This is a genomic window from Pseudomonas sp. Pse79, assembly GCF_024519615.1.
Lineage (GTDB): Bacteria > Pseudomonadota > Gammaproteobacteria > Pseudomonadales > Pseudomonadaceae > Aquipseudomonas > Aquipseudomonas veronii.
The window spans coordinates 58,500-71,965 of the sequence record NZ_JALJRR010000018.1; the positions used below are offsets into that span (position 1 = coordinate 58,500).

Annotated in this window: 14 protein-coding genes and 1 pseudogene; 10 read left to right on the plus strand and 5 right to left on the minus strand. The window is 61.5% G+C overall.

Annotated features, from left to right (window positions below; genetic code table 11):
- Positions 1 to 71: 71 nt before the first annotated feature.
- Entirely contained in the window at positions 72 to 413 is a 342-nt protein-coding gene (locus tag NR164_RS30610; protein ID WP_017848706.1) for a helix-turn-helix domain-containing protein, read from the plus strand.
- 369 nt (positions 414 to 782) lie between these two features.
- Here the strand turns inward: NR164_RS30610 and NR164_RS21360 are convergent, their stop codons facing one another.
- Entirely contained in the window at positions 783 to 1,721 is a 939-nt protein-coding gene (locus tag NR164_RS21360; protein ID WP_017848707.1) for a LysR family transcriptional regulator, read from the minus strand.
- Positions 1,722 to 1,879: 158 nt separating this feature from the next.
- Here NR164_RS21360 and NR164_RS21365 point away from each other — a divergent pair, with 158 nt between their 5' ends.
- The 5 genes and pseudogenes from NR164_RS21365 (at position 1,880) to NR164_RS30620 (ending at position 7,695) form a co-directional block, all read left to right on the plus strand.
- Entirely contained in the window at positions 1,880 to 3,199 is a 1,320-nt protein-coding gene (locus tag NR164_RS21365; protein ID WP_046384359.1) for an MFS transporter, read from the plus strand.
- Positions 3,200 to 3,212: 13 nt separating this feature from the next.
- The gene (locus NR164_RS21370; protein WP_256823237.1) at positions 3,213 to 4,442 is read left to right on the plus strand and encodes a Zn-dependent hydrolase; all 1,230 of its coding nucleotides are present in this window, start codon (positions 3,213 to 3,215) and stop codon (positions 4,440 to 4,442) included.
- Positions 4,443 to 4,529: 87 nt separating this feature from the next.
- A complete protein-coding gene (locus NR164_RS21375; RefSeq protein WP_017848710.1) occupies positions 4,530 to 5,555 on the plus strand; it encodes a histone deacetylase family protein in 1,026 nt (341 codons plus the stop codon).
- A gap of 514 nt (positions 5,556 to 6,069) precedes the next feature.
- Positions 6,070 to 6,837, plus strand: a pseudogene (locus NR164_RS30615) (MCP four helix bundle domain-containing protein); the annotation flags it as partial.
- Complete coding sequence (locus NR164_RS30620; protein ID WP_370737569.1) at positions 6,832 to 7,695, plus strand: methyl-accepting chemotaxis protein; 864 nt, start codon at positions 6,832 to 6,834, stop codon at positions 7,693 to 7,695. The pseudogene NR164_RS30615 and the gene NR164_RS30620, both read left to right, overlap by 6 nt.
- Positions 7,696 to 7,731: 36 nt before the next feature.
- Here NR164_RS30620 and NR164_RS21385 read toward each other — a convergent pair whose 3' ends face one another.
- Complete coding sequence (locus NR164_RS21385; RefSeq protein ID WP_017848712.1) at positions 7,732 to 7,941, minus strand: cold-shock protein; 210 nt, start codon at positions 7,939 to 7,941, stop codon at positions 7,732 to 7,734.
- A gap of 70 nt (positions 7,942 to 8,011) precedes the next feature.
- On the minus strand, positions 8,012 to 8,224 hold the full coding sequence (locus tag NR164_RS21390) for a cold-shock protein (RefSeq protein ID WP_017848713.1): 213 nt from the start codon (positions 8,222 to 8,224) through the stop codon (positions 8,012 to 8,014).
- A 269-nt stretch (positions 8,225 to 8,493) separates the two neighbouring features.
- Here NR164_RS21390 and NR164_RS21395 point away from each other — a divergent pair, with 269 nt between their 5' ends.
- Entirely contained in the window at positions 8,494 to 9,396 is a 903-nt protein-coding gene (locus tag NR164_RS21395; RefSeq protein WP_017848714.1) for a LysR family transcriptional regulator, read from the plus strand.
- On the opposite strand, the gene NR164_RS21400 is transcribed toward NR164_RS21395, so the two are convergent.
- Positions 9,388 to 10,146, minus strand: coding sequence for a substrate-binding domain-containing protein (locus tag NR164_RS21400; RefSeq protein WP_193041003.1), 759 nt, complete (start codon positions 10,144 to 10,146; stop codon positions 9,388 to 9,390). The genes NR164_RS21395 and NR164_RS21400 overlap by 9 nt on opposite strands.
- The gene (locus tag NR164_RS21405) at positions 10,143 to 11,450 is read right to left on the minus strand and encodes an MFS transporter (protein ID WP_134939598.1); all 1,308 of its coding nucleotides are present in this window, start codon (positions 11,448 to 11,450) and stop codon (positions 10,143 to 10,145) included. The genes NR164_RS21400 and NR164_RS21405 overlap by 4 nt, the downstream gene beginning before the upstream one ends.
- A 198-nt stretch (positions 11,451 to 11,648) precedes the next feature.
- Between NR164_RS21405 and NR164_RS21410 the strand changes: the two genes are divergently transcribed.
- The 3 genes from NR164_RS21410 to NR164_RS21420 all read left to right on the plus strand — a co-directional run bounded on the left by NR164_RS21410 (position 11,649) and on the right by NR164_RS21420 (position 13,438).
- Positions 11,649 to 11,795, plus strand: a complete 147-nt coding sequence (locus NR164_RS21410) for a hypothetical protein (RefSeq protein ID WP_017848717.1) — start codon at positions 11,649 to 11,651, stop codon at positions 11,793 to 11,795.
- A 135-nt stretch (positions 11,796 to 11,930) separates the two neighbouring features.
- Entirely contained in the window at positions 11,931 to 12,653 is a 723-nt protein-coding gene (locus tag NR164_RS21415) for a GntR family transcriptional regulator (protein ID WP_046384352.1), read from the plus strand.
- Positions 12,650 to 13,438, plus strand: a complete 789-nt coding sequence (locus tag NR164_RS21420; RefSeq protein ID WP_026140238.1) for an SDR family oxidoreductase — start codon at positions 12,650 to 12,652, stop codon at positions 13,436 to 13,438. Before NR164_RS21415 ends, NR164_RS21420 begins: the two co-directional genes overlap by 4 nt.
- The last annotated feature ends 28 nt before the right edge of the window (positions 13,439 to 13,466 follow it).

Genomic DNA, 13,466 nt, shown 5'->3' on the forward strand with positions numbered 1-13,466 from the left:
AATCTAGCCTTTTTATGATCTTCCTGGGGAGGTGAATAGGTGTAAGCATTTGATTTTAAGTGATATTTCAGATGAAGCAAAGTGCCACTATACGTATAGGCAAGCGAATCAAGCACTTACGACTAGACAATAAATGGACACAGGCCGCCCTTGCCGAAGCACTGGGGTGTGAGTCGATGACAGTGAGTCGTTACGAGAGAGGCGAATACGCCCCTAGCATCGAGATGTTGGAGCGAATCGCTGACGTCCTGGGCGTGGGACTGGATGCTTTTTTCACGAGCCGGGATCACGCTGAACCAACCGCCGCGAGCCTTCGCCACTGCCTATGCGACATTGCCTATCAAGCAGATGAAATGTCGCTGAAAGAAATTATTGGCGCCGCAAAAAGGATCTTGAAGAATCGAGAGCAATAGCAGTGCTCGGTTCAATTCACCTGATAGGTGGCGCAAAATACTGAGTAGAGCCAGGGGCGGTTTATTGTTTTTGAATGTGGTTGTTTACGCTTCATTAAGTATAGGAACGTATGATGTTATTCCTGTTCCTGCTGCTAGATGAACGCATCAGGGATGTGTTCGTTGGTATTGATGAACTTTTTTAAAGTTCGGCCTGGCCGGTGTGACAGGTGTCATTAATTGGCGAAGCAAAAACAATGTTTTCAACGAGCTGAACTTTAGTTGACGAGGAAAGAGTTTACAAAGTTCGCCGAAGTCCAGGATGAACAAGCCAAGGCCCTATTGAGTTCGCCTGAGAGAACCGTCTGATAAATCGCTGAATACATTCGGCTACCGCGCCAGACGAGCCAACAGACTGTCGATAAACACCGTTTCTGCGCGACTCATCTTCTGCTCCCGATGCCACAACACATGGATATCCACATCCGCAATCCCCTCATCCGGCGGTAATCGCCAGAGCAGTCCGTTCTGCACATCCTCCGCCACCACATGAATCGGCAGGCAGCCCAGGCCAAACCCGGCGATGACCAGGCGGCGCACTTCTTCCAGGCTGGATGACGACGCCACGATCCGCCCGCTGAACCCCTGCTGATCGCGGAATATGGTCAACGGCGAGAGCATCCCGCCGATCTGGTCGCTGGTAAAACTGACGAAGTTTTCCGACTGCAAGTCCCCTTCGGCCAAGCCGCTGCGGCCGAACAGTGGGTGGTGTTTGCCGCAGAAAAAACCATAGCGCTGGTGCAGGAACAGATGTTGTTCCAGGCGCGGCTGTGGCCGGCGGTTGAGGCTCAGGCCCAGGGTGGCGGTTTTCTCCAGCAGAGCGGCGACGATGTCGGAGCTGCGCATTACCTCGACCTCCAGGTCGACCCGCGGGTGTTCGCGGTGAAACTCGGCCAGGAACTCATCGAAGGTGTTGGAGTTGATGCGGCTGATCATCAGCAGGCGCACTTTGCCGATCACTTCATCGCCGGGTTTTTGCAGGGCGTTGCTCATCTGCGAGACCTGGCCGTACATCTCGCCAGCGATGGCGAAGATCTGTTCGCCGGCCTCGGTCAGTACGAAGCGCGGGCCACGGCGGGCGATGAGTTGGCAGTCGAGTTGTTCTTCCAGGCGTTTGAGGGCCTGGCTGATGGCCGGCTGAGTCAGGTGCAGGCGTGCGGCGGCGCGGCTGATGCTCAGTTCCTGGCCAATGACGCGGAAGGTGCGCAGCAGGTTCCAGTCCAGGCGGTCGTTGAGCAGCGGGTGAATATCGCGACGGGTTTCGGGCATGGCGCGGCTCAATAATAAGCAGGATTTATAATTGGAATAATAAATAGAAAATTGACTAATCATAGCCCCGCGACGATAAATCACCCTCAACAAGCGCCATCAGAGCGCATGCGTTCGACCTTTCTCCTGCCAAAAAAATAACCAAAGGAGCCCGCCCCATGAAGCCTTCCGCTTCGCCCCAGCCTCGCCGTGCTGCGGCCGCCGCTTTCATCGGCACCATGATCGAGTGGTACGATTTTTATATCTACGCCACCGCCGCCGCGTTGGTGTTCGGTCAGCTGTTTTTCCCTTCCGAAGATAAATTGTTCAGCACCATGGCCGCGTTCGGCACCTTTGCCGTAGGCTTTTTCGCGCGGCCGTTGGGCGGCATTGTGTTCGGGCATATCGGCGATCGCATCGGCCGCAAGAAGTCGCTGGTGATCACTCTGGTCATGATGGGCGTGGTCACGGTGTGCATCGGGTTGTTGCCGAGCTACGCACAGATCGGCGTCGCGGCGCCGGTCCTGCTGGTGCTGTTGCGCATCGTGCAGGGCATCGCCGTCGGTGGCGAGTGGGGCGGGGCGGTGTTGATGGCCGGCGAGCATGCGCCAAAGGGCCGCCGCAATTTCTTTGCCTCCTTTGCTCAGTTGGGCAGCCCGGCGGGGCTGATTCTGTCGCTGCTGGCGTTCAGCGCGGTGACCCGTTTGCCCGAAGAAGACCTGCTCAGTTGGGGCTGGCGTCTGCCGTTCCTGGCCAGCGCCTTGCTGTTGATCGTTGGCCTGGCGATTCGCCTGGGGGTGAACGAGTCGCCTGAGTTCCTCGAAGACAAAGCCTTGGCCGAAAAGGCACGGGCGCTCAAGCCGGACCAGGCCCCGGTGATCGAGGTGCTGAAGACCGCCTGGCGCCCGCTGCTGCTGTGCATCGGTGCCAACACCCTGGGTATCGCCGGCGTGTATTTCACCAACACTTTTATGATTGCCTACAGCACTCAGCAACTGGGCCTACCGCGCTCGTTGATTTTGGAGTGCCTGTTCGTCGTCGCCATCATCCAGTTCTGCGTACAGCCCCTGGCGGCCTGGGTCGCGGAGAAGGTCGGCGCCACGCGTTTCCTCTGCGCGATGACAGTGCTGGCGATGGCGTCGCCTTACCCGATGTTCGTGCTGGTCAGCAGCGGTGAGGCGCCGTTGATCATCCTCGGCATCGCCCTGGCGGTGGTCTGCATGGCCTCGTTTTATGCGGTGATCGCGGGCTTTGTCAGTGGCCTGTTTGAAACCCGCGTGCGCTACACCGCGATTTCCCTGGCCTATCAGGTGTGCGGTGCGCTGGCCGGTGGCCTGACGCCGTTGATCGGCACCTGGCTGGCCCACGAATACCAAGGCCAATGGTGGCCGATGGCAGTGTTTTACAGCCTGATCGCGGCGGTCTCGCTGGTGAGCGTATTGGCCTTGTCGCGCCGCCACGCCACTGCCCACCGTCTGGAAATGGCCCCTGGTGTTTAATGGAGCGGGTGCAATGTTGAAGATTAAGGGTGAGCGTTTATGGGCCAGCCTGATGGCCATGGCCGAAGTCGGCGCGACCGCGCGCGGCGGCAGTTGCCGCCTGGCGTTGAGCGCCGAAGACCACGCCGGTCGCGAGCTGTTCAGCCACTGGTGCAAGGCCGCCGGGCTGACCTTGAGCATGGACGCCATCGGCAACCTGTTCGCCCGGCGTGCCGGTACGGATAAGGACGCCGCGCCGGTGATGATCGGCAGTCACCTCGACACCCAGCCGGAAGGCGGCCGCTTTGACGGTGTCTACGGCGTGCTGGCCGGCCTGGAGGTGATGCGCAGCCTCGACGACCATGGCATCCAGACCTGCAAGCCGCTGGAAATCGCGGTATGGACGAACGAGGAGGGCGCCCGTTTCACCCCCGCCATGCTCGGCTCCGCCGTGTTCACCGGTACCTTGGCGCTGGACCAAGCCCTGGCCACCACCGATGCCGACGGCATCAGCGTGGCCGACGCCTTGCGCACAATCGGCTGCCACGGCGAGCGTGCCCTGGGCGGGGCGGTGGATGCGTATTTCGAAGCCCATATCGAGCAAGGCCCGATCCTTGAGGACCACGCCAAGAGCATCGGCGTGGTCAGCGGCGGCCAGGCGATTCGCTGGCTCGATGTGCGGGTCGAAGGGCTGGCCGCGCATGCTGGCACCACACCGATGCCGCTGCGCAAGGACGCGCTGTATGGCGCCGCGAAAATGATCCAGGCCCTGGAATGCCTCGCCATGGATTTCGCCCCCCAGGGCCTCACCACCGTCGGCGAGTTGAGCATTGCCAAGTCTTCGCGCAACACCATTCCCGGTTTGCTGACCTTCACCGTCGACCTGCGCCATCACCGCGACGCCGACATTGAGGCGATGGAGCAGCAGGTCAGGGCGCGCTTGCAGGCCATCGCGCAGAAGCGCGGCCTGAGCGTCACCATCAGCCCTCACTGGGTCAGCCCAGCGACGCCGTTCGACGCCGAATGCGTGGCCTGCGTGCAAGCCGCGGTGGACGCCCTGGGTTACAGCCAGCAGCCCATCGTCAGCGGCGCCGGTCACGACGCCATCCACCTCGCACGCTATTGCCCGACGGCGATGATCTTCATCCCCTGCGTCGGCGGCCTCAGCCACAACGAAGCCGAAGACGTACTGCCCGAGGACGTGCGCCAGGGCGCCGATGTTTTACTCAACGCCGTGTTGAAACGTGCCGGCCAAGCCAACTGACCGCCTCATTCAGGACGACTGAAGACGACCTGCCGGGCCGCAGGCAAGCCAGCGCCCACCGACAGCGTGTTCACTCAGGAGATTCCCATGCAAACGTTCTTCCACCCCGAACAACTCCTGCATCATCCGCGCAGCTACTACTCCCGTGGCCAGATGCGAACGCCGCAGGAAGTCCCCGAGCGCGCCCGCAACCTGCTGCGGGCCGCGCAAACCCTGGGGTTTGAGATTGTGTCACCCGAGGACCACGGCCTTGAGCCGCTGCTGGCGGTACACGCTGCGCCCTACCTGACCTTCCTTCAGGAGGCTTACCCGCGCTGGAAGGAAATCCCTGAAGAGTGGGGCGACGAAGTCATGTCCAACATCTTCGTGCGTGAACCCAACGCCCTGCGCGGCATCCTCGCCCAAGCCGCACGCTACCTGGCGGATGGCAGTTGCCCGGTCGGCGAACGGACCTGGCGCTCGGCCTATTGGTCGGCCCAAAGCGCCGTCGCTGCCGCCAAGGCCGTCCTCGATGGCGCGCCCGCCGCCTACGCGCTGTGTCGCCCCCCCGGTCATCACGCACGCTTCGATGCGGCGGGCGGCTTCTGCTACATCAACAATGCCGCGGTGGCGGCGCAGGTGTTGCGCGAAGGCTTCCAGCGCGTCGCGGTGCTGGATACCGATATGCATCACGGCCAAGGCATTCAGGAGATTTTCTACGACCGCGACGACGTGCTCTACGTGTCGATCCACGGCGACCCGACCAACTTCTACCCGGCTGTCGCCGGTTTTGCCGACGAGCGCGGCAACGCGGCCGGCGAAGGTTTCAACCTCAACCTGCCGATGCCCCACGGTGCCAGCGAGGCGGTGTTCTTTGAACAACTCGAACTGGCCCTCAAGGCGCTGAAGGACTTTTCTGCGGATGTGCTGGTGCTCTCCCTGGGCTTCGATATCTATGAACTGGACCCGCAAAGCAAAGTCGCGGTGACGCGGGACGGGTTTGCGCGCTTGGGTGAGCGCATCCGCGGCCTGGGGTTGCCCTGTGTGATCGTGCAGGAGGGCGGGTATCACCTGGAGACGTTGGACAGCAATGCGCAGGCGTTCTTCAGTGGCCCGCAGGCTTGGGCGAAGTAACCGAGTATCGGTTTTGTGGAGGTGTGATATCTTTATGCCATCATATGTCGTGACGATCACGGAGGATGGTATGAAGAAGCTGTTATTGGTCGGGGTTTTGGTGGTGTTGGCGTGTAGCCCGTTTTTTGCCGCGGCGTGTCCGAAGGGGACACATCCGGTCGGGGGCACGGGGTCGCACCACAAAGGTGGGACTTGTCAGTAGTCGATGGATCGACAAGGCGTGTGAAGTCGCGGTTCGAGCGTCAACCCCGTGCGGGTGCGCTTGAGGGCGGTTAACCGATGCCCGCAGCGAAAAGCCTGCTGAACCGAGCGTTCTGCAGGCTTTTTCGTTTCAGATGGAGAGATCAGGTTCTTTCCCGTGCAGGGATTTTTCCGCATACGCAAATCTCCCTGTAATCCTGCATGACTGGTCGCAGGCGCACGCGGGGAAATGGATGACGTCTCTAAAGTCCTGATCCTGGCGGCCGAAATGCTCTTGTATGACATCTGATCACTAATAAAAGAGCCTCGAAAAATGTCCTTACGTAGCCTGTCCATCGCCCGTCGCGCGGGTCTGGGTTTTGCCCTGATTGCTTTGCTGGTGGCCGTACTCGGTTTTTTTGCGCTCTCGAACATGGCCAGCATTCGTGAAAGTGCGGTCCAGGTCGAGCGTGGGCTGGTGCCTAAAATGCGTCTGGTCTCGGATATCCGCGAGATTATGTTGCGCATTCGGACCATCTCTTTGCGCATGGCGCTGGACCCGAACCCGGCAAGCATCCCGCAATACCGCAGCCAGATGGACACGCGCAGCCAGGACCTGAGTAAAAAGCTGGCCGACCTCGAGGCCGTGATCGACAGCGCCGAAGTGCGCGCGTTGTATGAGCAGTTCCAGGTCTCGTTGCGCCAATACCAGCAAGGGCTGACCCGCTCGTTTGCGCTGGCCGACCAGCAACAGGGGGCTGAGCTCAACAAGTTGCTGTTGGTGGATATGAAAACCGTGGTCGATGGCTCCGGTGCCCAGCTCAACGCATTGGCCGACTACTACAACGCGCAGATCAACCAACAGGGGCAGGCGGCCGAGGCGCAGTATGGCCGTTCGCGCACGATGGTCTTCGGCTTTGTGCTCCTGGCCGCCTTGAGTACCGTGGCGCTGGCCTGGCTGCTGACACGCAGCATCGTCGGCCCGCTGAGCCATGCGGTGCGGGCCGCGGAAAACGTCGCCCGTGGCGACCTGACCGAAACGGTGGCAGTGACCGGCGACGACGAAGTGACCCGCCTGCTCGTGGCGCTGCAGAGTATGCAAGCCAGCCTGCGCGGCACCTTGCAACTGATTCGCCAGTCGGCCGGGCAGTTGGCGTCGTCCGCTACCGACCTGAACGGCATCACCGATCAAAGCAGCCGCAGCCTGCAAAAGCAGACCGCGGAAATCGAGCTGGCCGCCACTGCCGTCAATGAGATGACTTCCGCAGCTGACGAGGTGGCGCGCAACGCGGTGTCCACCTCCGAGTCCACGCGGGTGTCCAATGAAACGGCGCGCGAAGGCCAGCATCGCGTGGGCGAAACGGTCAGCGCGATTCAAGCCCTGAGCAGCAACATCGGCGAGACCTCGACCCTGGTGCAACACCTCGCCGAGCAATCGCGGGATATCGGCAAGGTACTCGACGTGATTCGCTCCATCGCCGAGCAGACCAACCTGCTGGCGCTCAATGCCGCCATCGAAGCGGCGCGGGCCGGGGAGTCCGGACGCGGTTTTGCGGTCGTGGCCGACGAAGTGCGCGCCCTGGCGCACCGCACCCAGCAATCGACCCTGGAAATCGACCAGATGGTCAGCGCCATGCGCGCGGGTTCCGACCACGCACTGACCTCGATGCAGTCGAGCACCGCACGCGCCACCGACACCCTGGCGTTGGCGGAAGGCGCCGGCGGTGCCTTGAGTCAGATCACCGATTCCATCGATCAGATTCACCAGCGCAACCTGGTCATCGCCAGCGCCGCCGAGGAGCAGGCCCAGGTCGCCAAGGAAGTCGATCGCAACATCGTCAACATTCGCGACTTGTCGGCGCAATCGTCTTCCGGCGCCGGGCAGATCAACGGCGCGAGCCGGGAACTGGCGCAACTGGCGGTCGCACTGAACGAGGCGGTGGCACGCTTTCAGCTGTAGTGAAGTGCGCCGCGAGTGGCGGCGCGCAGGATGGCGCTAATTCAGCGTCGGTTCTTCCACGATCCTGATATTGACCGCTTGCCACTCGCCCCCCGGCCCCCGTTCCAATTCGTAGGTGACGGTTTGCCCTTCGCGCAGCACCCGACCACCCTGGGCGGTGCTGCTGCGAAAGAAAACGTCCTGTGCATCGTGGGCGGCAGTTTCGCTGCTGATGAAGATTGCAGTCTGTGGAGTCTTTCTGGACATGGCCGTTCTCCATTTTCAGTGCAATACATGGCCCAGGGTGGGCGGGGTGACGCGGTGAGTCGCAGGCTTATCAGCTGATCAATTGGACTTTGTCCGCCTGCATGCCTTTTTCCCCTTTTACCGTTTCGAAGCTGACTTTCTGCCCTTCTTTCAATGATTTGAATCCAGTGCCCTCAATCGCCCTGAAGTGTACGAACAGGTCAGCCCCGCTATCCGGAGTGATGAACCCATAGCCTTTTTCATCGTTGAACCACTTCACCGTGCCGTTCTGTCTGTCGCTCATTGTTCGTATCCTCTAAACCCTGATGTCCTACTGCGCACCGACGCAGTGCGACATGCTTAATAAAAGCCCCGCGCCAGCCCGTCGTCAACACTGCGCTAGACCAGCGGTACTGTCATTCCTGACAGGTTCGCAGGCCGTCGAAACGCGCCATACTGCGCAGTTTCATGCTGACAACCTGGCGTATCCGGGCGCCGGTCCTTACGCACATGGCGCCCCGTCACCTGCCATACGATAATGCCCTCCATCCCGATTCCCACTGGCTTCCTACCGTGATCATCAACTTCGACCTCAACGACCTCCAAGCCTTTCGCGCCGTAGTAGACAAAGGTAGTTTTCGCGGCGCCGCCGATGCCATCCGGATCTCGCAGCCGGCGCTCAGCCGGCGCATCGAAAAGCTCGAAACCGCCCTCGACGTGAAGCTGTTCGAGCGCACCACGCGCCGCGTCAGCCTGACCATGGTCGGGCGCGCCTTCCTGCCGCAGGTCGAGCGTATCCTCGACGACCTCGACATCGCGCTGATGGGCATCAGCAACGTCGCCTCCACGCGGATGGGCGATGTGACCATCGCGTGTGTGCCGTCCACCGCGTATTACTTCATGCCTCACGTGATCTCGGCATTCCACAAGCTCTACCCCAAGATTCGCCTGCGGGTGCTGGATGCCAGTGCCGGCGAGGTGTGCAATGCGGTGGAAAGCGGCGAGGCGGATTTCGGCGTGAGTTTCAGCGGCAGCCTGGCCGATGAGGTGGAGTTCGAGTTGCTGTTTCAGGAGCGTTATGTGCTGGCCTGCCGCCGCGATCACCCGCTGGCCGAGCGCGCCAGCGTGAGCTGGGCCGAGGCCTACGAGCATGACTACATCACGGTGGACAAAACCTCGGGCAACCGTTTTCTGCTGGACCAGGCCCTGCGCGGCGTGCGGGTGAAAAAGCCGAGTATCTGCGAGACGCACCACGTGACCACCATGATCGGCTTGGTCGAGGCGGGGCTGGGTGTGGCGATGGTGCCGTCGATTGCCATGCCGGGCACTGAACACCCGATCCTGCTGAGTGTGCCGCTGGTGGAACCGCAGGTGATGCGCAATGTGGGCTTGATCAAGCGCCGCGGGCGGACGTTGCCGCCGGCGGCGCTGGAGTTGGAGCGGTTGGTGCGGGAGCTGCCGTTTCGGTCAGCGTGACACCGAGTCCAGGCCGGTGGATTGCACCACTGGTTGCGCCTCGGGCGAGGCCAGGTAGTGCAGCAGCGCCCTGGCCTGCGCCGGGTGTTCGGCGTTGACCGGAATACCCGCGGCGAAGCGCGTCACCGATTGCACGTCTTCAGGGATCTTGCCGACGTAAGTCACCCCCGGCACCGGTAACAGTTCCGCCACCTGCTGCAAGCCCACCTCGTAGTCACCCTTGGCGACCTGTTCGGCCACGGGGATGCGTTCGATCATGGTGCCCTTGGCCGGCATGCCGAGTTTCTTGAACAGTTCCTTCTCGACATACACGCCGCTGGCGCTGTCCGAATACGCCACGGACTTGGCCTTGAGCAACACCGCTTTGAGTTCGGCATCGGTGCCGATGGCCGGTTTGGCCGCGCCGGCTTTCACCACCAGGCCGATCCGCGAATCCGCCAGTTCCACGCGGGACGCTTTGTCGACCTTGCCCTGTTTGATCAGCTCATCCAGGGCGTAGCCGACCATGATCACCACATCCGCGTGTTCGCCACGGGCCAGGCGGTTGGGAATCGCTTCCGGCGCCTTGCCCATGGACGGGCCGAGGACGGTGTCGAGGGTGTCGCCGCTGCGCTGGGCATATTGCGGGCCCAGCAGCTTGTAGGCAGCGGTGAAGCCACCGGAGGTCATCACCTTGAGTTGTTCGGCCTGGGCCGTCAGTGCCAGGGCACCGAGGGCCAGGGCCGTCAGGGTTTGCGACAGCGCTTTCATTGCGCCGCCTCTTGCATGACCTGCCCGCGGGTATTGGCGCGGTGATACAGCGCGAGGGTCGAGCACAGGGCGCACAGGGCGGCGAACATCAACCAGTAGGCCGGCGAGGCTTTGTCGTCGGTGATGTGAATGAACCAGGTGGAGATCGCCGGAGTGAAACCGCCGAAGACCGCAGTCGCCAGGCTATAGGCCAGGGAGAAGCCCGCCACGCGCACTTCCACCGGCATGATTTCGGTCAGCGCCGGGATCATCGCGCCGTTGTACATGCCGTACAGGAAGGAGAACCACAGCAGGGTTTCCAGCATATGCGCAAAGCTCGCAGCGTTTACCACGTAGGACAGCGCCGGATAAGCCGTGAGCACCGTCAGCGCGGTCATCGCGACCAGCACCGGTTTGCGCCCGAAGCGGTCGCTCAGGCTGCCGCCGATGGGCAGCCAGACAAAGTTCGAGATCGCCACCAACAGGGTCACCAGCAACGCATCGGACGTGGTCAGTTGCAGCACGGTCTTGCCGAAGGTCGGCGCATACACGGTGATCAGGTAGAACGCGGTGGTGGTCATGGCCACCATCAACATGCCGCCGATGACCACGGACCAGTTTTTCGCCAGGGTCGCCAGCACTTCACGCATGCTCGGGCGATGTTTGCGGTTGGCGAACTCTTCGGTTTCCTCAAGGTTGCGCCGCAGCACAAAGATGAACGGAATGATCACGCAACCGACGGCGAACGGAATGCGCCAGCCCCAGTCGGCCACGACCGACGGCTGCATCCACACGTTCAGGCCATAGCCCAGCGCAGCGGCGACCACGATGGAGATCTGTTGGCTGCCCGACTGCCAGCTGGTGTAGAAACCTTTGCGGCCGGGGGTGGCCATTTCAGCGAGGTACACCGACACCCCGCCCAGTTCCGCACCGGCCGAGAAGCCTTGTAGCAGACGGCCGAGCAACACCAGCGCCGGAGCCCACAGGCCAATGGTGTGATAACCCGGCACCAGCACGATCAGCAGCGTACCGCTGGCCATGATCGACAGCGTCACGATCAACCCTTTGCGCCGCCCCACATCGTCGATGTAGGCACCCAGGATGACCGCACCCAACGGACGCATCAGGAAGCCCGCGCCGAACACGGCAAAGGTCATCATTAATGACGCAAACTCATTAGCGGCGGGGAAGAATGCGGCAGCGATGTAGGTGGCGTAGAAGCCGAACAGGAAGAAGTCGAACTGTTCGAGGAAGTTGCCCGAAGTAACGCGGAAAACCGCACCAATTTTCGAACGGGCAGAGTCGGGGCGGGTAGGGCTAGTCATGCTTTTGTGTCTCCAGCGTTCTTTTTAAAGTGCTTGTTTCGCTTAAGGCCAAGGATAGTGGCTGACACATTTAGAAATGATAAGTGAATATTTTTGATCTATTGATGCGTTTTGATTATCAGTGGTCAGTGCAGGCCCACGGTGGCGTCCTTGTTCTATGCTTGCAGGCGTAACCAATTCTTACGGTCGGGGGTGCCTATGACTGACGAACAGAAACAGCGGGACGAACGGGAGCAGGAGAGACGCAGGCGGCAATTGGAGGAAGAAAAGCCGCAGACCTGGAAGCATCCCGACGACGGCACGGAGCTTTCGGAGCGGGATCGGGAAATTCCGCTGAAACCCTGATGCGTGATCGGTGGGGGCGGGCATGCCCGCTCCCACATGTGCAACGGGCGTTTCTCGGGAATAGGCAAACTATTTGACATATTTGATTTGTGATCACATATTGGAGGCATAAGAACCACAACACAGGTTTGCCTCATGACAGATGGTCCGCTCCTCCTGCCCACCCTGCGCCAGGTGTCCCGCGATACCTTGCAAGACCAGGTCTACCGCCAGATCCGCGAAGCGTTGATGAGTGGCCGTTTCCAGCCTGGCCAGAAACTCACCATCCGTGGCCTGGCCGAAGCGCTCGGCTCCAGCCCGATGCCGGTGCGCGAAGCCCTGCAACGCCTCAGCGCCGAAAACGCCTTTGAAGTCACCGAAACCTCGCGTCTGCGGGTCCGCATGATGACGGTCGAGCGCCTGCGCGAAATCCGCGATGCGCGGGTTGCTCTGGAAGGCTTGCTGGCCGAGAAGGCGGTATTGCTCCTGAAAAAAACCGACCTCGACGAAATCACCGACCTGTGCCAGCAAATGCAGCACGCCGCCGACGAAGTCGATGTGTCGCGCTACCTGTGGACCAACTTCGCCTTCCACCGCCGGATTTACGCAGTGGCCCAGGCCGAACTGACCATGGCCGCCGTGGAGAATTTCTGGCTGCACATGGGGCCGTGCTTTGCCCTGGTCGCCCCCGATAAAGCTCACCTGCAACGCTCGATGGAGGCGCATACGCGCATCGTCGAAGCCCTGGCCGCCCGCGACGGCGCTGGCGCACGGGCGGCGGTGACCGATGACATCATGCAGGCCGCCGATTCCCTGGCGCGCCTGCTCGTCAAGAACGACCGTTCGCGGTCGTCTGCTTCAGGAGGTAAACGTGCATGAGTGTCCTACAGCGGCTACAGCCCTATCCTGGGTTACGTGTATTGATTTCCGGCGGGGCTGCCGGCATCGGTGAAGTGTTGGCTGCGGCGTACCTTGAAGCCGGTGCCCAGGTGCATGTGTGTGATGTCAGCGAACCGGCCCTGGCGGCGTTTCGCGACAAATACCCAGGCAGCGTCGCCACCCGCGCCGATGTCAGTGATGCCGCGCAGATCGCGGCGGTGTTCGAGGTGCAGCGCGAGCATTTCGGCGGCCTCGACGTGCTGGTCAACAACGCTGGCATCGCCGGCCCCACTGGCGGTATCGACGCGATCAGCGACGCCGAATGGCAAGCCACCATCAACATCAACCTGACTGCGCAATACCGTTTTGCCCACCATGCGGTGCCGATGCTCAAGCAATCGTCCCACGGCCATCTGTTGCATATCGCCTCGGTGGCCGGGCGTCTGGGCTACGCGTGGCGCACGCCGTATGCGGCGACGAAGTGGGCGATTGTCGGCCTGATGAAATCCCTGGCCTCGGAGTTGGGCGAGAGTGACATCCGCGTCAATGCCTTGCTGCCCGGCATCGTCGAAGGCCCGCGCATGGACGCGGTGATTCGCGCCCGTGCCGAGCAGGTCGGCGTACCCGAACCCGAGATGCGCCAGGAATACCTCAACAAAATTTCCCTCAAGCGCATGGTCACCGCCGAAGACGTCGCGGCCATGGCGCTGTTCCTCTGTTCGCCCGCCGCCCGCAACGTGACCGGCCAGGCGATCAGTGTCGACGGTAACGTCGAGTACCTGTAGGACGCGGCGCCAGTCGCCAAGGAAGAAC